The organism is Chromobacterium piscinae, assembly GCF_021129175.1.
In the GTDB taxonomy this organism is placed as follows: Bacteria; Pseudomonadota; Gammaproteobacteria; order Burkholderiales; family Chromobacteriaceae; genus Chromobacterium; species Chromobacterium piscinae.
Genome location: NZ_JAJOHV010000035.1, coordinates 34338 through 60911, shown reverse-complemented (window position 1 = coordinate 60911; position 26574 = coordinate 34338). Strand labels below are relative to the sequence as shown.

The following is a 26574-nucleotide window of genomic DNA, read 5'->3' as shown; positions in this document are numbered from 1 at the left end:
GGGCCTTGTCAACGCGATAGCCGCGCCGAGCGGATCAGGCATCCTGCTGCGATTCTCCAACAGATGCGCGATATGCGGCTTTGTCCTGGCGCAAGTGCCGGCCGCAGTAGTCCAGCATCGCCTCGGTCAGCGCCTGCGACAGCTCGGACTCTACCCGCCAGTGGTGCCAGTACAGCGGCAGGTCCATGTATTGGCCGGGGAACAGGTCGACCAGTCGGCCGTCCTCCAGATCGCTGTCCAGCATCAGTTCCGGCAGCAGGCTGTAGGCGACGCCTTGGCGGGTGAGCTCGACGAAGCCTTGGGCCGAGGGCACGGTGAAGCTGGGGAAGCCGCCCTCGTAGCTGGCCGCCTGGCGCAGGAACTGCCCGTGCACCGCGTCCTTGCGGCTGAAGAGTATGCTGGGCGCGCGCGCGAGCGCCGCGTGGTCCACCCCGTCCGGAAAATGGCGCGCGGCGAAGCGAGGCGTAGCCAGGCACAGGTAGCGCATCGCGCCCAGATAGTGCTGAACGCCGCTCTGGATCGGCACCGGGCGGGTGCTGACGCAGCCCATCACGTGGCCGGTGCGCATCAGCTCGTGGGTGTGGTCCTGGTCGTCGACCACCACGTCCAGCAACAGGTCGTGCGCCTCCAGCACAGGCGTCACCGCCTGCAGATACCAGGTAGCCAGACTGTCGGCGTTGACGCCGACGGCCAGCGTGGTGAACTCGCGCTGGCGCGGCGCGGGGCTGAGCTTTTGCAGCAGTTGGTTCTCCATCAGCAGCAGTTGCTGGTAGTGCCGCAGCAGCTGGCGCCCCGCCTCGGTGGCTTCCGCCGGCGAGGTGCGGGTGAGCACCGGTTGCCCCAGCTGTTCCTCCAATTGGCGTATGCGTTGCGATACCGCCGACTGGGTCAGAAACAGCTTTTTGGCGGCCTTGTCGAAGCCGCCGGTTTCCGCCACCGCGGCCAGGGTTTGCAGTTGTCTGGGGTCGAACACTTTTGCTTTCCGTAGTCTTTCGACGATAAGAGATCGTTTAATAATGCGGCCGGACTTGCTTAAAAGCCAGCGCCGTGGCATGTTGCAGCCTTTGGCGGCCGGCCTTGTCTGATGCGGGTTTCAGACAGACCGCGCCAGTAGATACGGTACAAGAAATACCTGCTCCTGGGCAGGTGGGCGAGATAGTAGGGACGGCGGCCCGGCAGGCCGCGTCCCAGCCACGACAGGCGCAGAAAACAATGCATACGGATGAAATGGCACTCCTGGCGAATATGTGCCGCTTTATCGGAATCCGGACCGAACACCTGGCGCAATTGCCGCGCCACGCCGATGCCGGCATGGCCCGCAGGGAACTGCTGGGCAAGGAGCTGGACTGGCATTTGCTGAAAAGCCCCGGCGAAGCGGAGCGCCTGCAGCGGCATCATGGCTGCTGCCAGGATGAACTGGCGGCGATGCTGCTGGCGGAGTGGGACGCGCTTTTGAGGATGCCCTTGGATCCGGCCGTGGCAGCGGCTTTGGTCGAGCAGGGCGAACTGTATTGCCGGCTGGGCGTGAGCCTGGGCTGGCTGCAGGGCCTATACGAGCGTTGCCAGCCGCATTTGCTGGCCAGCCTGGAGCAGGCGGCGGGCGCCGAAGCGGCGCGGTTGCTGCGCAAGCGCATCTTGCTGGACCAGATGCTGAAGACCCATGGCTACCAGCAGGCGCTGAAGCGCGAGGCTTCGCGCCATGGCGAGCACTTCCAGGCGATGTCCGGCCTGTACGCGACCCTCAGAGGCGTCAGCCTGGCGCTTGCCGACAGCGCCGATCGCCGCATCCTGCTGCAGACCGTCTGCGACGTCTGCGTGCGCGAGGCCGGTTTCGAGCTGGCCTGGGTGGGGTTGCTGGACGCCGACGAGAAGCGGGTGGAAGTGGCGGCGTTGTCCCGCGGAGAACGCGCGGCCATGCCCGGAGAACTGCCGGCGCACGCCGAGGACGCGCAGGCACCGGGCCTGGTGTCGCGCGCGTTGCGCAGCCGCGCGGCCCAGGTCAGCAACGATGCGCAATCCGACCCCGCGCTGCGACCCTGGCACGGCGCGCTGAGCCGCCAAGGCATCCGCAGCCTGCTGGTGGTGCCGCTGCTGGTGCGCCAGCAGGTGGTGGGGACGCTGGCGCTGCATGCCGGCGAAGAGGGTTTCTTCGACCAGTCCCGCCGCGCCTTGTTTGAACTGATGGCGCGCGAGATCGGCCGCGGGCTGGAACGCCACGACGCGCTGGAGCGCAGCCACCGCGCCGAAACCGAACTCGCCTTCCTGGCCCAGCACGACGCGCTGACCGGTCTGCCCAACCGCAGCCGCATGCAGGAGCTGATCGCCCGGCTGCTGAAGTCGCGCCGCGACAGCGGCCAGGTGGCGGTGCTGGCGATCGCGGTGGAAGGCTTTCACGACATCAACGCACGTCTGGGGTACGAAGGCGGGGATCTGGTGCTGTGCGAGATGGCGCGCCGCCTGCGGCAGGCCATCTATCCGTTCGGCCATGTCGGCCGGGTCGGCGCCGCGCGCTTCGTCGCCTGCTCGGAACGCACCGACAGGCTGCAGGAGCTGGTGGACGAGTTGATGAGCCTGCTGCCGCAGCCTGTGGACGCGATGGGCGCCCAGGTGGAGATACGCTGCAGCGTCGGCGTCGCGGTCAGCGGCGACGCGCTGTGCGACGCGGCCAACCTGTTGCGCCGCGCCGGCTTGGCCTTGAACCGGGCCAAGGATGAGGGCGGCGGCCATTCCCGTCATTACGACGCGGCGATGGACGAGGAAATCCACAAGCTGCACGCGCTGCGCAGCGCCTTCGCGCTGGCCATTCCGCGCGGCGAGCTGGCGCTGTATTACCAGCCCAAGATCAATCTGCAGAACCACCGCATCGAAGGCGCGGAGGCGTTGGTGCGCTGGGTGCGCAACGGCCGGCACGTGCCGCCGGGCGAGTTTTTCAACGCCATCGAGCATACCAATCTGATGCGCGAGCTGGACTGGTGGGTGCTGCGGGAGGCGGTGCGCCAGATGGGCGAGTGGCGGCGGCGCGGCTTGTCATTGCCGGTCAGCGTCAACTTGTCTGCGGCCACGCTCAAGCATGAGGATTTTCTGTTCGGACTGGAGGCCTTGCTGGAGGCGAACCCGCTGCCGGCGGGCTTCCTGGAGCTGGAGGTGTTGGAAACCGTCACCCAGCAAGAGGCGGAGCAGATCACGGCCAAGCTGGAGCGCTGCCGCGACCTGGGCCTGTCCATCGCGCTGGACGACTTCGGCACCGGAGCATCGTCGCTGGTGCATCTGCAGCAGCTGCCGTTCGACACCATCAAGATCGACCAGCGCTTCGTCCGGCTGCTGCTGGACATGCCGGGCAACGAGGCCATCATTCGCAGCATGCTGTCCTTCGCCCACTACACCGGGCGCAAGCTGGTGGTGGAGGGGGTGGAAAGCCGGGCGATCTGGAGCAGGCTGCGCGAGATAGGTTGCCACGACGGCCAAGGCTACGGCATTTCGCCGCCGCTGGCCGCGGGCGAGCTGCCGGAGTGGCTGAAGCAATGGAGCAAGAATTCTTCCATTAATTCTTCTTATGCATCATGATTTTTATTAGTTTTACTTAAGGAAATTTGGACGTTAATCTGCTTGCAAATAGTTTGGAGCAGGAAATGTTCAATTTCAGTGTTTTCCTTTCCGCGCTGGGCATCTCTTTCAGCCAGATCGTCGGCATCGGTCCGCAGAACGCCTATGTGCTGCGGCAGGGCATCGGGCGCAGCCATGTTCTGCCCATCGTCGCCATCTGCATCGTCGCCGACGTGCTGCTGATCGCCGCTGGCGTGCTGGGCGTAGGCAAGGTGGTGGCCGGCATCCCCGGCTTCGTCAGCGTGGTCACCTGGGCCGGCGCGGCCTTCATCCTGTGGCTGGGCTTCAAGTCTTTCCGCTCCGCGCTGAACGCGGGCGGCATGACGCTGGACGGCGGCGTGGAGCGCGACCGCAAGAGCGCCATCCGCACCATTCTGGTGGTGACCCTGCTCAATCCCTATGTCTGGCTGGACACCGTGGTGCTGATCGGCAGCGTGTCCTCGGTGTACGGAGAGCACGGCGCGGTATCTTTCCTGATCGGCAGCCTCAGCGCCTCCGTGCTGTGGTTCGGCGCCATCGGCCTGTTCGCAGGCAAGCTGGCCCCGCTGTTCACCAAGCCGTCCAGCTGGAGGGTGCTGGATTGCGTGATCGGCTTCGTGATGCTGTTCACCGCCGCCATGCTGATCTACAACTACGGCTTGTCGGCGCCGCTGCCGTTGTGACCGTCCAGAGTTTCCTTGAGCGCCTGCAAGGCCGGCAGCTCCAGCGCTTGCGCCGCGTAGCATAGCCCGACGCGGCGGGCCGGCGTGGCGCCTGCCAGCGGGATGGCTTTGAGGCCGGGGTGGTCGTCGGCCAGCGAGGCGGGCAGCAATGCGACGCCCAGCCCAGCGGCCGCCATGTGTGCGGCCAGCCTCAGGCTGCCGGCCCGCGCCGCCGCGGCCAATGCCGGCGCCGCCGCGCCGTGCAGGTCCAGCAGCCGCTGATGGCTGGGATGATGCGGACAGGTGATCCACTCCGTCTCGTCCAGCAAGGCCACATCCACCTGATCGCGCGCCGTCAAAGGATGCCCCTTCGGCACGGCCAGCACAAAATCCTCTTCCCACAGCGGCAGAAACAGTTCGTCTTCGCAGCGGCCGTCCTCGGCCGCCAGCCGCGCGTCGCCGCAGCATCCCTCCCGCGCTTCCAGCAGAATCGCCGGCTTGGCGCGCGCCGCGCGCGCCAGCAGCGCCTCCAACTGGCTGCGGCCCACATCCGCGTCCACGCCCAGGCATAGCGGCGCGCAATCGCGGCGCTGCCGGAACATCCTCGTCAAGGCGTCGGCCTGGGCCAGCATCCTGCGCGCTTGGGGGTAGAGCAGGCGAGCGTCTTCGCTGACGTCCACGCCGCGTGGCAGCCGTTCGAACAGGGTGACGCCCAGCGCGTCCTCCAGCTGGCGTATGGTGACCGACAGCGTCGGCTGGGTGACGAATAGCCGCTGCGCCGCCAGCGTGATGCTGCGTTCCTCGAAAACGGCGACAAAAGCCTTCAATTGGCGAATATCCATAGAAATAATCTATATCAGACAGAGATTTTTATCATTTTTCAGCTTATTTCATGCTGAATATACTGCATGGCATCTGTTTCGTATCGATAAATTTTATGGAAGGAGAATGTCCATGAACAAACCTCTGATCGTGATCACCGGCGCCAGCTCCGGCATCGGCGCCGCCGTCGCCAAGCTGTTTTCCCGGGCTGGCCATCCGCTGCTGCTGCTGGCGCGCCGCGTCGAAAAACTGGAAGCGTTGGCGTTGCCTAATACCCTGTGCCGCCGGGTGGACGTGACCGATCGCGCCCAGCTGCAAGCGGCGCTGGCTGAGGCTGAGGCGCGCTTTGGCCCCGCCGACGCCATTGTCAACAATGCCGGCGTGATGCTGCTGGGCGCGATGGCGCGGCAAGACCCGGACGAATGGCAGCGCATGCTGGACGTCAATGTCAAGGGCCTACTCAATGGCATCCACGCGGTGCTGGCCGGCATGGCGGCGCGCGGCCGCGGCACCATCATCAACATCAGCTCCATCGCCGGTCGCAAGACCTTTCCCAGCCACGTGGCCTATTGCGGGACGAAGTTCGCGGTGCACGCGATTTCGGAAAATCTGCGCGAGGAAGTGGCCGGCAGCGGCGTGCGCGTGATCACCATCGCGCCGGGCGCGGTGGAGACGGAGCTGTTGGGGCATACGACGGATGAAGCGATCAAGGCCGGCTACCAGGAGTGGAAGCAGCAGATGGGCGGGGTGCTGGCGGCGGACGATGTGGCTGAAGCCATCGCTTACGCATACGGGCAGCCGCAACGTGTGTGCGTGCGCGAGATCGTGCTGGCGGCTACCGGGCAGTCGGCGTAAACATCCCGATCCAGCGGTGCCGCGCGCGGTACGCTGGATCGGGCGGCAGACAGGGAAAGGGCGGGGCGCGATGCGGCTCGCCCTTTTGCATGGATATTTTGATTACGAAACAAATGTATTTTAGCGTTAAAACAATGACATAAAGTTAGAATATCAAATTGAAATTTTATAAATAATAATTCTTTCCAGAATGATTATCCATTTGCCATAAAAAGATCTCCGTGACGCAACACTCAAGGAGAAAGAGATCATGACAAGGAAAATCATCACGCTGTGCGCGCTCGGCGCGGTTATCGCAGGCCAGATCGGCGCGGCCCTGGCCCTGCCGGTGAACAACAGCTACATCCAGTCCAGCGCCAACGAGATTCGGGGCTTCCTCGGCTCTTACGCGCGGCCGACGGTCTATGTGGACCAGAATGCCTGCGGCGAGCCGCAAACCAGCGCGATGGCGTGCGGCCCGTACACCATCAGCGTCGGCACCGGCTTCCTGCAGCAGCAGGAAAGCAGCTATGGCAACTACGTGGCCAAGTTCATCCTGGCGCACGAATGGGGTCATTCCGTCCAGTTTACCCGCGGCATCAACCGCCAGCCGCCGATGCAGGAACTGCAGGCTGATTGCGTGGGCGGCACCTTCGCCAAGTACGCCGAGACCAATCTGCGCTATCCGAGCTTCATCGAGAACGCGGTGGCGTCGGCGCGCGACGCGGCCGACTACGCCGAGCACGGCACGCCGTCGCAGCGCGACTACTACTCGCGCTACGGCTACGCCAACGGCTTCAACGTCTGCATGACGCGGATCTGACGATGAAGAGGGCAACCTTGTTGATCGCAGCGGCCGCAGGGACGGCGGCCGTGGCGGCATGGCTATGGCTGCCCGCTCACTTCGGGATGGCGGGCGGCGCGTCCGGACAGGCGCAACCCGCTGCCGCGAAGGGGGCCGGGACGGAAAAAGGCGCGGCCCAGGCATCCGCTAAACCCGCCGCAGGCGGTTTTAGTTTCGCGGTGGGCGGCGATCCGTCCGCGCAGCAGCAGTCCGCCGCCGCGCAACCGGAAACGCCGGTCGAGCGCGAGCGCAAACAGCAGCTGCGCAAACTGGGCTACATGATAGACGCGCGTTACTACCAGATGTCGCTGGCCGATCTGCGCATGGCCGCCAGCCGCGGCGATCCGCAGGCGCTGACGCATCTGGCCGAGCGCTATCTGTTCCAGTTGGACGGCCATCCGCGCGAGCCGGATTACGAGGCGGACTTTCGCTACCGCGAGGAGGCGCGCGAGGCGCTGCAGCAGGCCTACGCGCGCGGCAATCTGCACGCGGCGGCCATCATCTCGGAGAGTTATCTGCTGGACAAGCAGCCGGAAGAGGCCGCCGCCTGGAACTTGGTGGCTCGCCGCTCCGGCGACACGCTCAGCGCAGACTGGCTGTTGAAGACCAAGGACTACCAGGCTTTGACTGATCAGCAGAAGGCCAGCGCCGCGCAACGCGCCAGCCAACTGTGGCAGTCGCTGCAGAGGCGCAAGGCCGCCGCCGGCTAGTTTGACGGGAAGCGGCGTTTCAACGCGGCCTGCCGGGCCGCAGCGAGGCGCCGCGAACCTCGAATTTCACTGCCTGCACCACCTTGCCGTCGCCGCCGCGCAATTCCAGCCGATGCCGGCCCGGCCAGGGGAACCAGGCCAGCTCCGCTCCGGCTCCCAAACGTTTTCCATCCAGCCACCACTGCGGTTTGGCGACGCCGCGCGCGCGCAGCACCATGCGCTGGTTGGCGGGCGGGATGTCGGGATCGAGCGCGAAGATGCTGCCGTCCACCGGCGCGGCGATGCCCGGGGCCAGGTCGGCGACGGAGCCTTTCTGCGGCACGATCAGCGCGCGCTGGGTGCCGGCCAGGAACCACTCTGTCCGCGGCGCGGCCACGTCGCCCTGATAGCGCACCCGTTGATGAACCAGACCGGCTGGCGGCGCGGGCGGCGGCAGGGGCGCGGCTGATTGCTGGGCGCGATCCAGCACGGCCTGCCACACCGGTGCTGCGCCGTGCATGCCGGACACGTCCCACATCGGCTCGCCGCTGGCGTTGCCCACCCAGGCCGCGACGGTGAATCGGCGCGAGAAGCCCACCGCCCAGTTGTCGCGCATGTCCTTGCTGGTGCCGGTCTTCACCGCGCTCCAGTAGCGAGTGGACAGCGCGCTCTCCAGGCCGAAGGTGAGCGCGCGGGCGGTGCGGTCGGACAGGATGTTGGCGATGATGAAGCTGCTGGCGGGGTCGAGCAGATGTTCGGGCTTGGGTTTGGCGTCGGCCAGCGTCCAGCGCGGCGGGCTGGCCAGGCCCTGGTTGGCGAGCGTGCGGTAGGCGTTGGCCAGGTCCAGCAGGCGGATGTCGGCCGCGCCCAGCGCCAGGCTGTAGCCGTAGTAGTCGCCGTCCTCGGTCAGGGTGGAGAAGCCCAGTTTGACCAGCCGGTCGCGCGCGGCGTTGGGGGTGACCATTTCTATCGTCCGCACTGCCGGGATGTTCAATGAGGATGCCAGAGCGGTGCGTACCGGCACCAGGCCTTTGAAATCCTTGGAGTAGTTTTGCGGCGCGTACAGGCCGCTGCCGGTTTGCAGATCCAGCGGGCTGTCGTCCAGCAACGAGGCGGCGGTCAGATAATGCTTTTCCAGCGCTTGCTGATACAGGAAAGGCTTGAGCGTGGAACCGGCCTGGCGCAGCGCGGTGACGCCGTCCACCTGGGCGGCGTTGGACAGGCCGCGGCCGCTGGAACCCACCCAGGCCAGGATGTCGCCGCTCTGGTTGTCCAGCACCACCAGCGCGCCGTCCTGCACATTGCGCTGCGACAGCGCCGACAGGTGCCGGCGCAGCGCGGCGGCAGCGAAGCGCTGCAGCGGCAGGTCCAGCGTGCTGGCTACCCGGCTGCCGGCGGGGAAGCGGCGCGCTTGCTGCAGCTTTTGCGCGAAGTGCGGCGCGTCTTGTTCGGCCAGAGGATTGGCGGCGCGGCTGCGGGCCAGCGCCTGAACGGCGCGCACGCCCAGCGCCGCGCAGTCCGGCTTGCGGCCCACATCCTGCAGGATATGGCAGGAGCGGCCGGCCACCTTGTCCGGCGCGGCGTTGGGCGCGCGGATCAGCGCCACGGCGATCGCCGACTCTTCCAGATTCAGCCCGGACGGCAGCTTGCCGAACAGCGTAGACGACAGCGAGGACAAGCCCACCAGCTCGCCGCGAAAACCCACCAGGTTGAGATAGGCCTCCAGGATTTCAGCCTTGGTCCAGTGCCGTTCCAGCCAGGCGGCGGACCAGGTCTGGCCCATCTTCTGCCACAGGCTGCGCCCGCCTTTGCTTACTTTCAAATCGTCGTCCAGCAGTCCGGCCAGCTGCATGGTCAGCGTGGATGCGCCGCGGGTGCGGGTGTTCCACAGGTTGGCCCAGGCCGCCGCCGCCACGCCGGACCAGTCCACGCCGCTGTGCTGATAAAAGCGTTTGTCCTCGGACAGCACCAGCGCCTGGCGGAAGGCGGGCGAGGTATCGGCCAGGCTAACCCAATCCTGCCGCCGCGCCTGCTTGTCGACGCGCAGCCGCTGCAGCGTCTGGCCATGGCGGTCCAGCAGCGTCACGTCGGACGGCTGCCAGGCGGCTTTCACCTCCTTGAACGTGGGCTGGGCCCAGGCAGGGGCGGAGAGCAGGGTAAGGGTGATGATGAAGATGCTGGGTTTGGTCACTGCTGGTGCTTTTCTCAATTGCGGGCGGGCACTGGGTATTGGCGCAAAGGTTATGGCGCGGCGTATTTGGGGGTCATTGGCGCGAACGCTGCTGCTGGGCAGCGGTTGCGCAGCCTATCGCTTCTCTCAATGCGGCTGCCGTTCGAGCGAGTCGGTGATTTCTCGGCTCAGCAGGTTCGCTTGAGTAGAATTCTGAAAATGGACGATTTTTATCTCTGGGCACGACATGCATGTGGAAATGGGTCAGCTCATTGAAGACGCCGCCGTTCTGGCAGAGGGTGATGCCGTCCGGGCGGTATAGCGGCTTGATGGCCTTGGCGATGATTTGAGCTGCGTCCATGATGGCTTTGGTCAATTGCTCATCCAGCTCTTCTAGCTCCACCGCATGTTGCTTGGGGACGATCAGCGTATGTCCTTCACTGAACGGATCGTGGTCAAGAAAGCAGGTGACAAGGTCGTTCTCGTAAACTGTGTGTATGGTTTCTTTTCCATTCGCCAATCGGCACCCCAAACACTCCATCTTTTCTCCCATTATTTCTGCGCGATATCCATCCAGTCTGTGAACGAATGCAGCCTCTCCCCGGAATGGCGAGGAAAGGCTGTCACGTCACTTTCCGTCACCTACCACTTTGAATACCCCGTTAGGCGACATCCCGAACACCTCCGGCGCGTACATCGCTTCCACCCGGGTGGGCGGCAGCTTGAACGCGCCTGGGTTGTTCAGCCGCATCGTGTATTCCACCTTCAGCTCGCCGCGCGGCACATAGCTGTAATAAGCGCGGTAGCCGGCGAAGCGGCGTTCGATGTAGTCGGCGTAGTCGCCGCCGTTGCCGGACTTGGCGTCGATCGCCGAATCGCGGCCCAGGCCGCTGCCCTGGATCGCCGCGCCGGCGGGGATCGGGTCATCCACCACCACCCAGCTCATATCGCTCTGGGCCTGGATGGTCAGCGTCACCTTGACCACGTCGCCGGGCTGGTACTGGCCGTCCACTTTCTGGCTGACCGGCGTCAGCGTTTTCTTGATGCTGTAGCCGGCGTAGCGCGCGGTTTTCAGCGGAATGGCGGCTTCGGCCTGGATGGTGGCCCACGGCGAGCCGGAACCGGCGTGCTTGAGCTGCAGACTGCCAGCGGAAGACAGCCACGGCAGCAAGCCCAGCTGTTTGACGCCGTCCTGCGGCCAAGACAGGCTCAGGCTGGACTTGCCGAGGATGGCGCTGGTCTGGCCCGTCACCGGCACGGTTTCGAACTGGCGAGAGAACTGCGCGGCGGCCAGCGATCCCCATAGGTTGGCGGTGGTGGTGCCCCAGTGGCCTTTCTGCTGGCGGGCGAGGAGGCCGGTCAGCAGGCGCGGCATGTCTGCCTGCCAGTCAGGCAGCTTGCGGGCGGCCAGCAGCAGCTTGGCCGCGTTGACGTCGCCGTTGCCCATCAGCCACCAGGCGTTGTCGTTGGCCTCGGTGCTGAAGCCCATTTTGGTGCCCTGGTAGGTCAGGCGGGCGCGCAGCAGATTCGAGGCCTCGGATATGCGGCCGGCGCGCTGCGGGATGTCCGCCGCGCGGTTTAGCAGAGACAGCCAGTCCACCAGCATCGCGGTGCCCATCTTTTGCGGGTTCAGGTCCAGCACGTCCAGCATCGCCGGGCGGAAGCGGCCGTAGCGCGACAACGCGTCCATCGCGGCCAGCCGGCGGGCGTCGGCGTCCTGGCGGCTGCCGGGCAGGTCGCGTTTCAGCTTGCCTTCGACGAAGGCTGACAGGCCGTCCAGCATCTTGTTGCGCGCGTTTTCCGGAATCTCCATGCCGGCCTCGTTGGCGACGGACAGCAGATGGCTGGTCAGCACGTCGCTGCCGCGGTCCGGCGCGCCTTCTCCCTGCGGGAAGTAGGCGGCCAGGCCGTTGCCGTCAAGGTACAGCGGCAGCTCGCTCATCAGCTGGTCCCAGCGTTTGCGGTCGGACAAGCCGATGGCGATGGAGCTGCGCTGCTCCAGGCAGGCGTAAGGATAGTCCTCGAACCAGCGGCGCACGCCGGGCAGGCTGTTGCCGAGCTTGGCCTGCAGGCTGACGCGGATGCCGCCGCGGCCCGGCAGCGCGCCTGGCGGCGGCGCCACCGGGATGGCCAGCTCGGGCGACACGCGCTGCAGCGTGGCCTGCTCCACCGTCACCGGCACCGCCGGGTCGATCTGCTGCTTGACAGCCAGCTTGTCGGCGGCCTTGCCGTCCACCTGCTGGGCGGCGAAGGTCCATTGGGCCTCCTTCAGGCCTTCCGGCACCGTCACATTCCAGCTGACCAGCCGCGCCTCGCCCACCGGCAGGCTGATTTCCCTGGCCGGCAGCGCCGGGAAGCCGGACGCGGCGGCGGACACTTTGACCTTCAGCGGCTTCTCGCCGCCGTTGCGCACGGTGACGCCGGCCTGGAATTGGTCGCCCTCGCGCGCCAGCGGCGGGATGCCGGAGCTAAGCTGCAGGTCTTGCGTGACGTTGAAGCCGGATTCGCCGGTGCCGAACATGTCATTGCCGACGTCGGCCACCGCCACCAGGCGGAAGCGGGTGAGGGCGTCGTTGATCGGCACCTTGATCCGGGCGCTGCCGTTGACATCCAGCTTCACGCCGGGCTGCCAGAGCAGCAGAGTGTCCAGCAGTTCGCGCGTCGGCGCCTTGCCGCCGCCGCCGCCCGGCGGCAGCGATTTGCGGCCGTAATGGCGCTTGCCCACCACTTCCAGCTGGGCGGTGGCGGTTTCCACGCCGTAACTGTGGCGCTGGTACATCGCCTGCATCAGCTCCCAGCTATGGTTGGGCTGCAGCTCCAGCAGCGCTTCGTCGACGGCGGCGAAGGCCACTTCGGTGCCGGCCGGCGCCGGTTTGCCGCCGGGCAGCTTGACCTTGACGGTGACTTCGGCGGTCTCGCGGATGCCGTAGCTCTTTTTGGCCGGAGTCACTTCCACGTCCAGGCGCTTGGCGGCGTCGCCCACCTGGATTTCGGCGATGCCGTATTTGAAGGCCGGGCGCGACAGGTCCACCATCGCGGTCGGCGGCGCGTAGTCGCCGCCTTCGTTCCAATAGGCGTCCCACCATTCAGACGGGCTCTTCCAGCCCCAGGTGAAGAACGAGTACCACGGCACGTCGCGAACTCGGCCGCGCACGGCCAGCACCGATACATAGACGTTGGGCGTCCAGTCGGGGCCGATTTTCAGTTCTACCGTCGGGTCCTTGCCCTCCAGTTCCACCACGCGGGTTTCCAGGATGCCTTCGCGCTCGATGGCCAGCCAGGCGGTGGCCTTGCGGAACGGCATCCGCACCTGGAAGCGGGCGGTTTCTCCAGGCAGGTAGCTGGTTTTCTCGGGCAGGATGTCGATGCGGTCGTTGTTGTCGACGTCGAACCACAGCTCGTCGTGCTTGCTTACCCAAACCGATTGCGCAGCCTGGGCGACGTTGCCCTGGTCGTCCTTTGCTTCGGCGATCAGCTCCATGTCGCCGGCGTCTTTGAGGTTGATGTCGCAGAACACCAGGCCGCGGGCGTCGGTGGTGCCGCTGCACACCTTGCCCTTGTCGTCGGTTTCCTCGTTGTGGTCCCAGGCGTAGAAGCCGCCGACCAGCCGTTTGCGGCTGGACAGGTAGCGGTGCTCGCGCAGCGTGACCTTGACGTCCTTGTTGGCGATGGGTTTGCCGGCGGTGTCCAGCACCACGGCTTTCAGCTGCAGCGCGCGGCCGGCGGTGATCCAGCTGTCGACGCTGACGCCTACCTGCAAGGCGGCGGGCCACAGCGGGATGCGGCGGGTGATGGTCTGGGTTTCGCCGTTGGGGTCTCGGTAGGCGGCCTCGGTCACCAGATCGTAGCGACGGTCCAGCTTGGGCAGCTTGTCGACGGTCGCCTTGCCGTTGCCGTTGGCGTCCAGTTTGAGCGCGGCCTTGTCCAGCACCACCTTGCCGTCCAGCGAGCCTTCGCTGTTTTCCCGGTTGCGCTGCGGCGGAGAGAAGGTGAAGCCGTCGTAGGCTTTGATGCGGGTGTAGGCGTCGGCCAGCATCGCGCTGACCTCCACCGGCCAGTCCTTGGCCGGGCCGCCGTTGCCCCAGGACATCGACACGTTCAGCGGAACCTGCTTGGCGCCGATATTGGCGCCCTTGGCGGTGAAGATGCGGCCGGTCATTACCGGCAGGCGGAATTCCTCGACGCGGAAGCTGCCGCTGTGCAGCGAATAGCCGTCCAGCTCCGGGCTGGATGGCTTGGCCTTGTCGTCCGGGCCGCGCGTGCCCTTGCGCTCCAGATACAGCGTGTATTCGCCAAGCTTGGCCTCTTTCGGCAGAGTAAAGCTGCTTTCGGCGTAGCGGCCGTTGCGCCAGGCCAGCGGCAGGCTGACTTCGTCGCCGCTGCCGTCGTGGACGATGCGCAACTGCTGCGGCAGCTGGTTGGGCTTCAGCTGGGCCAGTCCCTTGCCGGCCTGCACCCGCAGCAGGTGCTTCATCGATACCGTTTCGCCGGCGCGGAACAGCGGTCGGTCCAGAATGGTGTGGGCTAGGATGGACGGGCTGTCGTTCCATTGCGTGGGGAAGGGGAAGCGCCACGACTCGATGCCGCGGTTCCAGCCGGAGCGGACGAAGGATACGTCCTCGTTGCCCTGAGCGTCCTTGGCGTGGGCGGTGACGAACAGGCCGGACAGCTCTTCGTCGGACGAGCATTCGCCGCCGTTCAGCTGCTTGCTGATGCTGGCGATACCGTTCTTGTCGGTCTTGCCGGACCACAGCGCCTCGCCCTTGCAGTCGTAGACGCTGATTTTGGCGTCCGGCACCGGCTTGCCCTTGTCCAGCGTGGTGACCCACACCGAGGCGTTCTCGCTGGATCGCTTCAGGTGCACCGCCATATTGGTGACGAGGGCGGCGGTGCGCACGTACATCGGTTTGTCGGCGCCCAGCAGCGACTTGCCCAAGAGGCGGGACGACACTTCCACCACGTAGAGGCCGGGCTTAGGCAGCGGGATGCCCACCACCTCGAACGGCCATTTGCCGTTCTTGTCCGGCTGCGCCGGCAGTTTCAGCGGCTCGGCGTCGCGGTTTTTGGAGAGCAGCGACACGCGCCGGCTTTCCACGGTCTTGTCCTTGCCGGCCGGCAGGTTGCTTTCATGGTAACGATGGACCTTGGCCAGCCACGCCATCATGTCGGCGTCGCGGGTGAGGCGCAGCGACTGGCCGCCCAACTGCACCGACTTGATCTTCAGGTTGGCCTCCACGCCGCGCAGCGTGATCGGCAAGGCGGCGTCTGAGCCGGACTCTATGATGCCGAATGGCGCGGCGGCGAATTTGGCCAGCGGCGGATAGTCGCCCAGCTTGAACGACAGCGGGAAGCGGCCGGCATTGACCAGCGGCCGGCCCACCTCGTCGCGGAATTCCTTGGGCAGCGTCAGCGTCAGCGTTTCCAGCGGGGGGAAAGGCGGCGCGAAACTGATGCTGCCCACCGGCTCGCCCTTGCTGCGCTCCTGCGCCAGGGGCGCGCGCTCTGCGCCGCCGCCGGACAGCCGCACCGCCATCGCCAGTTTTTCCGGCACTGGCGAGCTGAAGTTCAGCGTGACGGGCTTGAATGGGATGCAGGCGCCCTTGGCGCTTTCGCGCTGGCAGCTCATGCTGGCGCTGAAGGCGGGGCGGACCTGGAAGTCCAGCTTGTCCGGCTTGCCGGCGCCGCGAAGATGCACCAGCGACAGCTTGCTGTCCGGCGCCAGGCGTTGGCCGCAACGCACGGTCAGCACCCGGGCGGCGTCTTTTTGCAGATCCAGGTGCTTGAGCAACGCCGCGCGGTCGGGAGCGGCCAGCGGCTGCGCCGGGATGCGCTCGGGCAGGCTGGACGACTGGCAGTAGAGCGAGGACGGCGACACATTGGCGGCGTTGAATTTCAGCACGAAGGCCTGGTCTTCCTCGATCCGTCCCTCGTCCGGCCAGCTGCGGCTGACGATGGGAAGGCCGGTGAAGAAGCGGAAGGCCGGACCGCTTACCGCGGCGCCCTGCGCATCCTTCAGGCCGGGCTTCAGCGTGAAGCGGCAGTCGGTATTGGCGGCGGGCGTTTCCGGCAGGTCCAGCGCCCAGGTCTTGTCGTCCACCCAATGGCCCTTGCCTTTCAGGCCGCAGCTCCAGGCGAACGGCGCCGGCGCGGCGCTGTTGCCCAGCGCGATCATGCTGGCTGAGAAGGTGGCGCGCACCTGGTTGATTTCCTTCACTTCGCCCTGCGGGCTGAAGGTGACCACGCCGGCGTGAGAGGCGGCGGGGGCGGCGAGAACGGCGAGCAGCAGGCTGCGGCGCAGCAGTGTCTTCATGGCGTCACCGAGGGAGGGTTGGGGCCGGGAGGCGCGGTTTCGGGCGGAAAGGCTCATTCTTTCAGGATATTTTCTCTGCCGGAAATGGCAATTTGCATGAAGCGGGATGATAGCAGATGGCGCCGCCAGCCGTGCGCGCGTCGGGAAAATCCTCAGCAATATCAAGCCGGAATCCTTTCGGCTTCGCGGCGGGGCGCTCGCCTGAGCCGCAGCCGAGCGAGCCTCCCGGCCTAAGCCGGAGCGGCGCAGGGGCAGACAAGCCGGCCCTGCGTGCTATACTCTTTGCTTCGTTGGGTGCGTGGTGTAACTCCACGCAGCGCCGCTTCCAAGCCGTCCGGCGGGTGCCGGAACCTGGCGGGAGTGAGCGTCGTACCGTCCCAGATGACTAAAACCTGTCACACTTAAGGAATCAACATGCAAGTACAGCTGGAAACTCTGAGCAATCTTGAACGCCGCATGAACATCGCCCTGCCGATGGCCGCCATTGAAACCCAGGTTGCCGAGCGCCTGAAGCGCGTGGCCCGCGGCGCCAAGATCCAAGGTTTCCGCCCGGGCAAGGCTCCGCTGAAGATCGTGGAAATGAACTACGGCGCCCAGGTGCGTGAAGAGGTGATGGGTGAACAGGTTCAGCAAGGCTTTTACAAAGCCGTGACCGAACAAAGCCTGCGCGTTGCCGGCTACCCGCGTTTCGAGCCGGTTGCCGCCGGCGACGATAAGGAAAACTTCAAGTTCGCCGCCACTTTCGAAGTGTATCCGGAAGTGAAGGTCGGCGAGCTGGCCGGCAAGGAAATCGAAAAGCCGAATACCGTTGTCGGCGACGCCGAAATCGAAAAGACCATCGACATCCTGCGCAAGCAGCGCACCCGCTACAACCGCGTTGAGCGCGCAGCCGCCGAAGGCGATCGCGTGATCATCGACTTCAAGGGCGCCATCGACGGCGTGGCATTCGAAGGCGGCTCCTCCGAGAACTTCCCCTTCGTGCTGGGCCAGGGCCAGATGCTGGCCGAGTTCGAAGCCGGCATCGTCGGCGCCAAGGAAGGCGACATCAAGAGCGTGGAAGTGAGCTTCCCCGAGGACTACCATGGCAAGGACGTGGCCGGCAAGAAGGCCGTGTTCGAGATCCTGGTGAAGAACGTGGCTGAAGCCACCCTGCCGGAAGTGAACGAAGAATTCGCCAAGATGCTGGGCATCGCCGAAGGCGACGTGGAAAAGATGCGCGGCGAAATCCGCAAGAACGTCGAGCGCGAAGTGAAGCGCCGCCTGCAGGCCCGCATCAAGGAAAACGTGATGCAGGCGCTGATCGACGCCACCGAGCTGGAGCTGCCGAAAGCCCTGGTGAGCCTCGAAATCGGCCGTCTGGTCGAGCAAGCCCGCCGCGACATGCAACAGCGCGGCATGAATGTGAAAGACATGCCGTTCCCGCCGGAACTGTTCGCCGCCCAGGCCGAGCGCCGCGTGAAGCTGGGCCTGATCCTGTCTGAAATGGTTGATGCCAACAAGCTGGAAGCCAAGCCGGAGCAGGTTCGCGCCATGATCACCGAATTCGCCGACAGCTACGAGCAGCCGGAAGACGTTCTGGCTTGGTACTACGAGAGCCAAGACCGTCTGGAAGGCCCGACTTCGATGGTTCTGGAAGACAACGTGGTTGAATTTGTGCTGTCTCAGGCCAATGTTGTAGCCAAGGACCTGTCCTTCGATGAACTGATGGGCAGCCAAGCCTGATAACAACTTTTGGAGTGGCCGATGAAATCTATGATGGAAGCGCAAGGTCTGGGCTTGGTGCCCATGGTGGTGGAGCAGAGCGGTCGGGGCGAGCGCGCCTATGACATCTACTCTCGCCTGCTGAAGGAACGCATCGTCTTCCTGGTCGGCCCTGTCACCGACGAGTCGGCCAACCTGGTTGTGGCGCAGATGCTGTTCCTGGAGTCGGAAAATCCGGACAAGGACATCCATTTCTACATCAACTCGCCGGGCGGTTCGATTACCGCCGGCATGTCGATCTACGATACGATGAACTTCATCAAGCCGGATGTTTCCACGCTGTGCATCGGGCAGGCGGCCAGCATGGGCGCCTTCCTGTTGGCGGCGGGCGCCCATGGCAAGCGTTTCGCGCTGGAGAACAGCCGGGTGATGATTCACCAGCCGCTGCTGTACGGCGGCGGTCTGTCCGGCCAGGTGACCGACATCGAGATCCATGCCCGCGAGCTGGTCAAGGTGAAGGCCAAGATGAACGAGCTGCTGGCCAAGCACTCGGGCCAGACGCTGGAGCGTGTGCAGTCCGACACCGAACGCGACAACTTCATGTCGGCGGAAGAGGCTCGTGCGTACGGCATGATCGATAAAGTGCTGTCTTCCCGTCGGGATGTGACGGCCTAAGTAGTGGAATTGGCTAATGGCTGACAAAAACAGCAACGAGAAGCTTCTCTACTGCTCTTTCTGCGGAAAGAGCCAGCATGAGGTGCAACGGCTGATCGCCGGACCGCAGGTGTTCATTTGCAATGAATGCGTCGAGCTGTGTAACGACATCATCCGCGAAGAGCTGGAAAAAGGCGCTGGCGGCGAAGTGATCGGCAGCGGGTCTGACGACCATCCCTTGCCGACGCCGCAGGAGATTCGTGCGGACCTGGACCAGTACATCATCGGCCAGGACTTCGCCAAGAAGACCCTGTCGGTGGCGGTGTACAACCACTATAAGCGGTTGTACAACAAGGGCGGCAAGGACGACGTCGAGCTGGCCAAGAGCAACATCCTCTTGATCGGTCCGACCGGCTCCGGCAAGACCCTGCTGGCCCAGTCGCTGGCGCGCTTGCTAGACGTGCCCTTCGTCATCGCCGACGCCACCACGCTGACCGAGGCGGGGTATGTGGGCGAGGATGTCGAGCACATCATCCAGAAGCTGCTTCAGAAGTGCGACTACGATGTGGAGAAGGCCCAGCGCGGCATCGTCTACATCGACGAGATCGACAAGATCTCGCGCAAGTCGGAAAACCCGTCCATCACCCGCGACGTATCGGGCGAGGGCGTGCAGCAGGCCTTGCTGAAGCTGATCGAGGGCACGGTGGCCTCGGTGCCGCCGCAGGGCGGCCGCAAACATCCGAACCAGGAGTTCATCCAGGTCGACACCACCAACATCCTGTTCGTCTGCGGCGGCGCTTTCGATGGTCTGGACAAGATCATTCGCCAGCGTTCCGAGAAGGGCGGCATCGGCTTCGGCGCCGAAGTCTCCTCCAAGGACGACGGCAAGAGCCTGACCAAGCTGTTCCAGGAAGTCGAGCCGCAGGACATCATCCGTTTCGGTTTGATTCCGGAATTGATCGGTCGTCTGCCGGTGGTGGCCACGCTGGAGGAGCTGGACGAGGAAGCGCTGGTTTCCATCCTGACTCAGCCGAAAAACGCGCTGATCAAGCAGTACCAGAGGCTGTTCTCGCTGGAGACGGTGGAGCTGGAGGTTCGGCCGTCGGCGCTGCGCGTGATCGCCAAGCAGGCGCTTGCCCGCAAGACCGGCGCCCGCGGCCTGCGTTCCATTCTGGAGCGCGCGCTGCTGGACACGATGTACGAGCTGCCGTCCATGCAGGATGTGGAAAAGGTCGTCGTCGACGAGAAAGTGATCGAGAAGGGCGACAAGCCGCTTTTCATCTATCGCGAAGGCGGCGGTGTGGCACAATCCGCCTGACGGCCTGGCCTGAATGACTGAACCGCCCGTCAGGGCGGTTTTTTATTTGTCACCGACGTAATCTGTTTTAGTATGGGGTGTTGATATTCTGGCCTTTCGCCCCATTTTCCAAGCATTGTTTCCCCAAGCTAAGGTTAGGTGATATGCCGCAACCCGCAGAAATCAGAGAAGAGACCACGCTGCCGCTGCTGCCGTTGCGCGATGTGGTGGTCTTTCCGCACATGGTCATTCCGTTGTTTGTCGGACGGGCCAAGTCGATCCGTGCGCTGGAACTGGCCATGGACGAAGGCAAGCAGATCCTGTTGGTGGCCCAGCGTTCGGCCTCCAAGGACGAACCTTCCGCCGAAGACCTGTACAGCGTGGGCACCATCGCGGCCGTGCTGCAGATGCTCAAGCTGCCGGACGGCACGGTCAAGGTGTTGGTGGAGGGCCGCCAGCGCGCCACCATCAAGGAAGTGGGCGAGGAGGACGGTTGCTTCGTCGCCGAGTTCGCGCCGCTGTCCAGCGAGCTGGAAGAATCCAACGAGACCGAGGCGATGCGCCGCGCGCTGCTTGCGCAGTTCGAGCAGTACGTCAAGCTGAACAAGAAAATCCCGCCCGAGGTGCTGAATTCGCTGGCCGGCATCGACCGGGCCGGCCGCATGGCGGACAGCATCATCGCCCACTTGCCGTTGAAGCTGGAGCAGAAGCAGGAAGTGCTGGAGATGTTCGACGTGCAGACCCGCCTCGAGCATCTGATGTCGCAGCTGGAAGGCGAGATCGACATCCTGCAGGTGGAAAAGCGCATCCGCGGCCGCGTCAAGCGCCAGATGGAGAAGAGCCAGCGCGAGTACTACCTGAACGAGCAGGTCAAGGCCATCCAGAAAGAGCTGGGCGAGATGGATGAGGCCAGCGACCACGACGAGCTGGAGCGCCGCATCAAGGCCGCCGGCATGAGCAAGGAAGGCCGCGAGAAGGCGTTGTCCGAGCTGAAGAAGCTGAAGATGATGTCGCCGATGTCGGCCGAGGCCACCGTGGTGCGCAATTACATCGACACGCTGCTCGAGCTGCCATGGAAGAAAAAGACCAAGATCAGCAAGGACGTGGCCGCGGCTGACGCCGTGCTGGACGAGGATCACTTCGGCCTGGAGAAGGTCAAGGAACGCATTCTGGAGTACCTGGCGGTGCAGCAGCGCGTCGACCGCCTGAAAGCGCCCATCCTGTGTCTGGTGGGCCCTCCGGGCGTGGGCAAGACCTCGCTGGGGCAGTCCATCGCCCGCGCTACCAACCGCAAGTTCGTGCGGATGGCACTGGGTGGGGTGCGCGACGAATCTGAGATCCGCGGCCACCGCCGCACCTACATCGGCTCGATGCCGGGCAAGGTGCTGCAGAACATGGCCAAGATCGGCGTCAAGAACCCGCTGTTCCTGCTGGATGAAGTGGACAAGCTGGGCGCCGACTTCCGCGGTGATCCGTCGTCGGCGCTGCTGGAAGTGCTGGATCCGGAACAGAACCACGCCTTCATCGACCACTACGCCGAAGTCGAATACGATCTGTCCGATGTGATGTTCGTCGCCACCGCGAACTCGCTGAACATCCCGCCGGCCTTGCTCGACCGGATGGAAATCATTCGTCTTTCCGGCTATACCGAGGACGAAAAGGTGAACATCGCGCTGAAGTACCTGCTGCCGAAGCAGATGGAGGCAAACGGCGTGCGCGAAGGCGAGCTGGTGGTGCAGGAATCGGCGCTCCGGGACATCGTCCGCTATTACACCCGCGAAGCCGGCGTCCGTAGCCTGGACCGCGAAGTGGCCAAGATTTGCCGCAAGGTCGTGACCGGCGCGTTGCTCAAGCCGACCAAGACGGCCAAGGTGACAGTGTCGGCCAAGAATCTGGACAAGTACCTGGGCGTGCGCCGCTTCGACTACGGCCTGGCCGAGGAGCAGAACCGCATCGGCCAGGTGACCGGCCTGGCATGGACCGAAGTGGGCGGCGAGTTGCTGACCATCGAGGCGGTGTCGCTGCCCGGCAAGGGCAATATCGTGCGCACCGGCCAGCTGGGCGAGGTGATGCAGGAGTCGATCACGGCGGCGATGAGCGTGGTGCGCAGCCGCGCCAGAAGTTTGGGCGTCAAGCCGGACTTCTACGAGAAGAGCGACATGCACATCCACGTGCCGGAAGGCGCGACGCCGAAGGACGGCCCTAGCGCGGGCATTGCGATGACCACGGCCATCGTGTCGGTGCTGACCGGCATCCCGGTGCGCGCCGACGTGGCGATGACCGGCGAGATCACGCTGCGCGGGGAGGTGCTGCCGATCGGCGGTCTGAAGGAAAAATTGCTGGCGGCGCACCGCGGCGGCATCCGCCACGTGCTGATTCCGAAGGGCAATGAAAAGGATCTGGTGGAGATTCCGGCCAACATCAAGCAGAAGCTGGAAATCCATCCGGTCAAGTGGATTGATGAGGTGCTGGCGCTTGCGTTGGAGCGTCAACCGGAAGAACTGTCGCAAGAAGAACAATCTGGCGACATTCCGCCCGCTCAGGACGCGGGCAGCAATGTCCCGGTCCTGAAGCATTAAGAATCATGGTCTTACCGAAGCCGTGAATAAGCTGTGTTTTCGCGGCTTCCCGTTGTGCTTGCGAATTAGCAAAATGACCGTGGAAGCCGCTTGACACAAGGATTTCCGCCTTGCTATAAAGCAAGCGTTTTTATCTGAACTACGTAGACCGAGAACGACGAAAGGGGACTTACGTGAACAAGTCTGAACTGATTGACGCCATCGCGGCAGAAGCCGACATCTCCAAGGCTGCTGCTGCCAAGGCTCTGGACGGCATGGTTGCTGCCGTTACCTCCGCCTTGAAAAAAGGCGATACCGTGACCCTGGTGGGTTTCGGCACTTTCTACGTGGGCGAGCGCGCTGAGCGCAGCGGCCGCAACCCGAAGACCGGCGCCACCATCAAGATCCCGGCGGCACGTTCTCCGAAGTTCCGCGCTGGCAAGGCACTGAAAGACGCGCTATAATTTGCCACTCCGCCGGGGCCTGATTTTGCAGGGTTCGGCGGAGCGCACGGGCGTTTAGCTCAGTTGGTAGAGCGTCTGCCTTACAAGCAGAATGTCGGCGGTTCGACTCCGTCAACGCCCACCAACGGCACGGAGTGGTAGTTCAGTTGGTCAGAATACCGGCCTGTCACGCCGGGGGTCGCGGGTTCGAGCCCCGTCCACTCCGCCAAATACACAAGAGAAGGTGAACCGTTTGCGTGTTCACCTTTTTTTTTACAGGGGTGGCCTTAGCCAATCGTCATGTTCGAGTTTGTCCAGAACAACAAAACCGTCATTCAAGTGATCCTGGGCGCTGTGGCCCTGACTTTCGTAGGCTTCGGCGTCGGCAGCTATTCCAGCGCCACCGACGATCCCTATCTGGTCAAGGTGGGCAAGACCAAGATCTACAAGCGAGATCTAGATCGCGCGCTGGAAGGCCAGCCTAGCGACCCCGCCGCCCGCCAGGCCGCGCTGGAAAATCTGATCCGCCAGGAGCTGCTGCTGGCCGAGGCCCGCGACCACGGCGTCGCCGTCAGCCCGGAACAGCTGCGCAAGGTGATCGCTTCCATTCCCGCCTTTCAGGAAAACGGCCAGTTCAGCTCCCAGCGCTACAGCGAATTCCTGAAGAGCCGCTATCCGAATCCGGAAGCCTTTGAGGCCGACATCAGCCGCGATATCCTGCTGCAAAGCCAGCTGAACAGCGTGGCCGGCACCCAGTTCGTGTCCAACACCGTGGTGACGCGCGTGGCAGGGCTACTGGGCGAAGGCCGGGAGCTGCAGCAGTTGGTGCTGAAGCCGTCTGATTTCGGCGCCGAGGTGAAGACCGATGCCGCCGCGCTCAAGGCTTACTACGACGCCAACGCCAAGCGCTTCAAGCTGCCGGAGCAGGTGAAGCTGGATTACGTGGTGCTGTCCCAGGATGCCTTGGCTCAGGGCATCAAGGTCAGCGACGCCGACGTGCAGAAGTACTACGACCAGCACAAAGCCGACCTGGCCGGCGAACAGCGCCGCGCCTCGCATATCCTGCTGACGGTGGCCAAGGACGCCAAGCCGGAGCAGAAGGCCAAGGTCAAGGCCGAGGCCGAGGCCATCCTGAAGGATGTGCGCGCCAATCCGGCCAAGTTCGCCGAGCTGGCCAAGGCCAAGTCGCAGGATCCTGGCTCCGCGGAGAAGGGCGGCGACCTGGGCTTCTTCGGCCACGGCATGATGGTCAAGCCATTCGACGACGCGGTGTTCAAGCTGAAGCCGGGCCAGATCAGCGACCTGGTGGAAACCGAGTACGGTTTCCACATCATCCGCCTGGACGCGGTCAAGTCGCAGAGCCTGGAGGACGTCAAGGGCGTGATCGTGGACAAGCTGCAGAAGCAGAAGTCCGCCGCGCTGTTCCGCGAACAGGCCGACAAGCTGAACGAAGTCGCCTACCAGCAGGCCGACTCGCTGAAGGGCGTCGTCGACGCGCTGAAGCTGGAGGTCAAGCACTCCGACTGGATGCAGCGCAACCAGCCGTCGCAGGATGAGCTGCTGGGCAACGCCAAGCTGCTGTCCGCCGTGTTCAGCGACGATGTGCTGAAGAAAAAGCACAACAGCGAAGTGGTGGATATCGGCGGCAACCGCCTGGTGGTCGCCCGCATCGCCGAGCACCAGCCGGAGCGTCAGCAGCCGCTGGCCGACGTCAGCGACGCGATCCGCAAGGAGCTGGTGGAGCGGGAGGGCGCCAAGCTGGCCGACAAGAAGGGCCAGGCTCTGCTGGCCGAGCTGAAGGCCGGCAAGGGCGTGGATGCGCAGAAGTGGGGCCAGTCGGCCACGGTATCCCGCCGCGCCGCCGCCGGCATGCCGGCAGCCGATGTCCGCGCGGTGTTCGCCGTGGCCGGCAACAAGCTGCCTGGCTTCGCGGGCGTGCGCCACGATACCGGCGAGTACGTGATCTATCGTGTCAACAAGGTGGTTGCGGCCCCGGCCGTCACCGACGCCGACCGCGCGCAGCTGGGCAATGTGCTGGGCGAGCTGAGCGCCAACAGCCAGTTGGCCAGCTACCTGAAGGCGCTGCGCGAGAAGTATCCGGTCACCGCCGGCAAGCAGTCGCTGACCGACAACAACTGATCCGGCACGCTTCGAACGCCAAGCCCCGCGCATGCGGGGCTTTTTGCTTTCAGCGCGGCGGATGAAGGCCGAAGCCGCGCGTCCGGGCCTCCTGGCGCAGCGCGTCCAGCAGCAGCCTGGCCTTGCGCGGCATGCCGCGGCTGGCGAACACCGCATGCATCTGCGGATCATCGCCATGGCTGGACACGATGCGGAAATCCGGGCACAGCCGCACCAGCTCGCCGCGCGCGGCCAGCGGCTCCGCCAGCCAGTCTCCCAGCCGGGCGATGCCCATGCCGGCGCGGACGGCGTCCAGCACGCCGTTGCCCGAGTTGCTGCGATGCCAGGCATTCAGGTTGAGGCTGACGGTTTCATCGCTTGATACGAAATTCCAGGCTTTCAGCACCCGCGGCGCGCTATGGATCACCACCCGGTGCTGGGGCAGCTCGACGGGATGATCCGGCGCGCCGTGGCGGGCGATGTAGCTTGGGCTGGCGTACAGGTGGCGGCGGTAATGCCACAGCGGATGGCCGATCAGCTCGCTGGAGGCTGGGAAGGCGCCGCGTATCGAGAAGTCCAGCTTGTCCCGTATCGGCTCCAGTATCGAATCGCTGTACAGCACCTCGAAGCGCAGGCCGGCGTGGGCATCGGCCAGGCTGGACAGCACGGCGGGCAGCAGCTCGCGCCCCAGCGTCTCCGGCGCGGAGAAGCGCAACAGGCCGCGCGGCGCGCCGGCCTGCTGGCTCAATTCCTCCTCGGCCTGCTGCTGCAGGTCCAGCATCTGGCGGGCGGCGGGATAGTAGGCCTCGCCGGCCATGGTCAGCTCCACCTGTTTGCTGGAGCGGGCCAGCAGCATGGCGCCCAACTCCTCTTCCAGCGCCTGCAGCGCGCGGGTGGCGCTGCTGGGCGAGGTGCCTAGCTGGCGGGCGGCGGAGACGAAGCTTTTCTGCTCCACCACCGCGCAGAATATGCGGATGCCCCATAGCGGCTTCATAGCGGTTCCAATATTGCGTTTTTTGCAATATTACATTGCAAGCATTGTTTCGGGCCAGCACGTACAATTTGCGTCGAGGAGGATGACAATGTTGTTGAGCTTGAGCTTTTTGTGCCTGATCGCCTTTTGCGCGGGCTTGGTGGACGCGGCCGTCGGCGGCGGCGGCCTGATTCAGATTCCCGGCCTGTTCAGCGCGCTGCCCAATGCGGCGCCGGCCACCATCTTCGGCACCAATAAACTGTCGGCGGCGGTGGGCACGCTGTCCGCGGCGCGTTCCTATCTGAGCCGGGTGCGGCTGCCGTGGCGGCTGGTGCTGCCAGCCGCCGCCACCGCCTTCGTGTTTTCTTTCGCCGGCGCGGCTGTCGTGTCGCAAATTCCCAAGGGGGTGATCCGGCCGTTGGTGCTGGCGCTGTTGCTGGTGATGGCGGTGTATACGTTGTGGAAGAAGGACTTCGGCAAGCTGCACAAGCCGGTGGCCATCGGCCGCCGGGAAATGGCGGTAGGCATGGCCATAGGCGGCGCCATCGGTTTCTACGACGGTCTGTTCGGCCCCGGCACCGGCAGCTTCCTGATGTTCCTTTTCATCCGCTTTTTCGCCTTCGACTTTCTGCACGCGTCGGCGGCGGCCAAGGTGGTGAACCTGGCCACCAATGTCGCGGCGTTGATCTTCTTCGTCGGCGCCGGCCACGTGCTGTATCAGCTCGCGCTGCCGATGGCGGCCGCCAATATGGCCGGCGCGATGGTCGGCACCCGGCTGGCGATGAAGAAGGGCGCCGGCTTCGTGCGGGTGCTGTTCCTCGGCTTGACCAGCGTGCTGATCTGCAAGCTGGCCTGGGACATTTTCCACGGCTGAGGGTTTTGCCCGGGAGCGGCCGCTTTGAACTGAGGCGGCCGCT

General features: G+C 64.7%; 18 protein-coding genes and 2 tRNA genes. 14 read left to right on the top strand and 6 right to left on the bottom strand.

Annotated elements, in window-relative coordinates; genetic code table 11:
- Window positions 1–34 precede the first annotated feature (34 nt).
- The gene (locus LQR33_RS11685; protein ID WP_231179637.1) at window positions 35–973 is read right to left on the bottom strand and encodes an ArgP/LysG family DNA-binding transcriptional regulator; all 939 of its coding nucleotides are present in this window, start codon (window positions 971–973) and stop codon (window positions 35–37) included.
- Between the two features lie 254 nt (window positions 974–1227).
- Between LQR33_RS11685 and LQR33_RS11680 the strand changes: the two genes are divergently transcribed.
- The gene (locus LQR33_RS11680; RefSeq protein ID WP_231469047.1) at window positions 1228–3564 is read left to right on the top strand and encodes an EAL domain-containing protein; all 2337 of its coding nucleotides are present in this window, start codon (window positions 1228–1230) and stop codon (window positions 3562–3564) included.
- Window positions 3565–3629: 65 nt separating this feature from the next.
- Window positions 3630–4265 (top strand): LysE/ArgO family amino acid transporter, encoded by a 636-nt coding sequence (locus LQR33_RS11675; RefSeq protein WP_166440235.1) that lies wholly within the window; start codon window positions 3630–3632, stop codon window positions 4263–4265.
- Here the strand turns inward: LQR33_RS11675 and LQR33_RS11670 are convergent.
- On the bottom strand, window positions 4235–5086 hold the full coding sequence (locus LQR33_RS11670; protein WP_231469046.1) for a LysR family transcriptional regulator: 852 nt from the start codon (window positions 5084–5086) through the stop codon (window positions 4235–4237). The two genes, LQR33_RS11675 and LQR33_RS11670, sit on opposite strands and share 31 nt — an antisense overlap.
- Before the next feature lie 112 nt (window positions 5087–5198).
- On the opposite strand from LQR33_RS11670, the gene LQR33_RS11665 reads away from it, so the two are divergent.
- The 3 genes from LQR33_RS11665 (at window position 5199) to LQR33_RS11655 (ending at window position 7454) form a co-directional block, all read left to right on the top strand.
- Entirely contained in the window at window positions 5199–5921 is a 723-nt protein-coding gene (locus LQR33_RS11665) for an SDR family oxidoreductase (protein ID WP_231469044.1), read from the top strand.
- Between the two features lie 250 nt (window positions 5922–6171).
- Complete coding sequence (locus LQR33_RS11660) at window positions 6172–6723, top strand: neutral zinc metallopeptidase (RefSeq protein ID WP_021477100.1); 552 nt, start codon at window positions 6172–6174, stop codon at window positions 6721–6723.
- Between the two features lie 2 nt (window positions 6724–6725).
- Window positions 6726–7454, top strand: a complete 729-nt coding sequence (locus LQR33_RS11655; protein WP_221664481.1) for a hypothetical protein — start codon at window positions 6726–6728, stop codon at window positions 7452–7454.
- A 19-nt stretch (window positions 7455–7473) separates the two neighbouring features.
- On the opposite strand, the gene pbpC is transcribed toward LQR33_RS11655, so the two are convergent.
- The 3 genes from pbpC to LQR33_RS11640 form a co-directional block, all read right to left on the bottom strand.
- Window positions 7474–9624, bottom strand: coding sequence for a penicillin-binding protein 1C (gene pbpC / locus LQR33_RS11650; protein WP_231469042.1), 2151 nt, complete (start codon window positions 9622–9624; stop codon window positions 7474–7476).
- A gap of 73 nt (window positions 9625–9697) precedes the next feature.
- Window positions 9698–10156, bottom strand: a complete 459-nt coding sequence (locus tag LQR33_RS11645) for an HIT family protein (RefSeq protein ID WP_205692567.1) — start codon at window positions 10154–10156, stop codon at window positions 9698–9700.
- 75 nt (window positions 10157–10231) lie between these two features.
- Window positions 10232–15913 (bottom strand): alpha-2-macroglobulin family protein, encoded by a 5682-nt coding sequence (locus tag LQR33_RS11640; protein ID WP_231469040.1) that lies wholly within the window; start codon window positions 15911–15913, stop codon window positions 10232–10234.
- Between the two features lie 414 nt (window positions 15914–16327).
- On the opposite strand from LQR33_RS11640, the gene tig reads away from it, so the two are divergent.
- The 8 genes from tig to LQR33_RS11600 all read left to right on the top strand — a co-directional run bounded on the left by tig (window position 16328) and on the right by LQR33_RS11600 (window position 24705).
- Window positions 16328–17635, top strand: a complete 1308-nt coding sequence (gene tig / locus LQR33_RS11635; RefSeq protein WP_166440241.1) for a trigger factor — start codon at window positions 16328–16330, stop codon at window positions 17633–17635.
- Between the two features lie 21 nt (window positions 17636–17656).
- Window positions 17657–18289, top strand: a complete 633-nt coding sequence (gene clpP, locus LQR33_RS11630) for an ATP-dependent Clp endopeptidase proteolytic subunit ClpP (protein WP_166440242.1) — start codon at window positions 17657–17659, stop codon at window positions 18287–18289.
- 16 nt (window positions 18290–18305) lie between these two features.
- On the top strand, window positions 18306–19586 hold the full coding sequence (gene clpX, locus LQR33_RS11625; protein WP_221664478.1) for an ATP-dependent Clp protease ATP-binding subunit ClpX: 1281 nt from the start codon (window positions 18306–18308) through the stop codon (window positions 19584–19586).
- 143 nt (window positions 19587–19729) lie between these two features.
- Window positions 19730–22144: an endopeptidase La gene (gene lon / locus LQR33_RS11620; RefSeq protein ID WP_021477108.1), complete on the top strand. Its 2415-nt coding sequence runs from the start codon at window positions 19730–19732 to the stop codon at window positions 22142–22144.
- Window positions 22145–22317: 173 nt separating this feature from the next.
- Window positions 22318–22587, top strand: a complete 270-nt coding sequence (locus LQR33_RS11615) for an HU family DNA-binding protein (protein WP_011136101.1) — start codon at window positions 22318–22320, stop codon at window positions 22585–22587.
- Between the two features lie 48 nt (window positions 22588–22635).
- A tRNA-Val gene (locus LQR33_RS11610) sits at window positions 22636–22711 on the top strand.
- A 7-nt stretch (window positions 22712–22718) separates the two neighbouring features.
- A tRNA-Asp gene (locus LQR33_RS11605) sits at window positions 22719–22795 on the top strand.
- A 71-nt stretch (window positions 22796–22866) separates the two neighbouring features.
- Window positions 22867–24705 carry a SurA N-terminal domain-containing protein gene (locus LQR33_RS11600; protein ID WP_231179651.1) on the top strand — a complete coding sequence of 613 codons (1839 nt, stop codon included), beginning with the start codon at window positions 22867–22869 and terminating at the stop codon, window positions 24703–24705.
- A gap of 49 nt (window positions 24706–24754) precedes the next feature.
- Here LQR33_RS11600 and LQR33_RS11595 read toward each other — a convergent pair whose 3' ends face one another.
- Window positions 24755–25678 carry a LysR family transcriptional regulator gene (locus LQR33_RS11595; RefSeq protein WP_166440246.1) on the bottom strand — a complete coding sequence of 308 codons (924 nt, stop codon included), beginning with the start codon at window positions 25676–25678 and terminating at the stop codon, window positions 24755–24757.
- 88 nt (window positions 25679–25766) lie between these two features.
- Between LQR33_RS11595 and LQR33_RS11590 the strand changes: the two genes are divergently transcribed.
- Entirely contained in the window at window positions 25767–26531 is a 765-nt protein-coding gene (locus tag LQR33_RS11590; RefSeq protein WP_021477111.1) for a sulfite exporter TauE/SafE family protein, read from the top strand.
- Window positions 26532–26574: the final 43 nt, after the last annotated feature.

What these genes read in the sequence shown, in the direction of transcription:
- LQR33_RS11680 (WP_231469047.1), top strand. Translation starts at nt 1,228, where the DNA reads ATGGCACTCCTGGCGAATATGTGCCGCTTTATCGGAATCCGGACCGAA.
- LQR33_RS11675 (WP_166440235.1), top strand. Translation starts at nt 3,630, where the DNA reads ATGTTCAATTTCAGTGTTTTCCTTTCCGCGCTGGGCATCTCTTTCAGC.
- LQR33_RS11670 (WP_231469046.1), bottom strand. Translation starts at nt 5,086, where the DNA reads ATGGATATTCGCCAATTGAAGGCTTTTGTCGCCGTTTTCGAGGAACGC.
- LQR33_RS11665 (WP_231469044.1), top strand. Translation starts at nt 5,199, where the DNA reads ATGAACAAACCTCTGATCGTGATCACCGGCGCCAGCTCCGGCATCGGC.
- LQR33_RS11660 (WP_021477100.1), top strand. Translation starts at nt 6,172, where the DNA reads ATGACAAGGAAAATCATCACGCTGTGCGCGCTCGGCGCGGTTATCGCA.
- LQR33_RS11655 (WP_221664481.1), top strand. Translation starts at nt 6,726, where the DNA reads ATGAAGAGGGCAACCTTGTTGATCGCAGCGGCCGCAGGGACGGCGGCC.
- LQR33_RS11645 (WP_205692567.1), bottom strand. Translation starts at nt 10,156, where the DNA reads ATGGGAGAAAAGATGGAGTGTTTGGGGTGCCGATTGGCGAATGGAAAA.
- LQR33_RS11640 (WP_231469040.1), bottom strand. Translation starts at nt 15,913, where the DNA reads ATGAAGACACTGCTGCGCCGCAGCCTGCTGCTCGCCGTTCTCGCCGCC.
- tig (WP_166440241.1), top strand. Translation starts at nt 16,328, where the DNA reads ATGCAAGTACAGCTGGAAACTCTGAGCAATCTTGAACGCCGCATGAAC.
- clpP (WP_166440242.1), top strand. Translation starts at nt 17,657, where the DNA reads ATGAAATCTATGATGGAAGCGCAAGGTCTGGGCTTGGTGCCCATGGTG.
- clpX (WP_221664478.1), top strand. Translation starts at nt 18,306, where the DNA reads ATGGCTGACAAAAACAGCAACGAGAAGCTTCTCTACTGCTCTTTCTGC.
- lon (WP_021477108.1), top strand. Translation starts at nt 19,730, where the DNA reads ATGCCGCAACCCGCAGAAATCAGAGAAGAGACCACGCTGCCGCTGCTG.
- LQR33_RS11600 (WP_231179651.1), top strand. Translation starts at nt 22,867, where the DNA reads ATGTTCGAGTTTGTCCAGAACAACAAAACCGTCATTCAAGTGATCCTG.
- LQR33_RS11595 (WP_166440246.1), bottom strand. Translation starts at nt 25,678, where the DNA reads ATGAAGCCGCTATGGGGCATCCGCATATTCTGCGCGGTGGTGGAGCAG.
- LQR33_RS11590 (WP_021477111.1), top strand. Translation starts at nt 25,767, where the DNA reads ATGTTGTTGAGCTTGAGCTTTTTGTGCCTGATCGCCTTTTGCGCGGGC.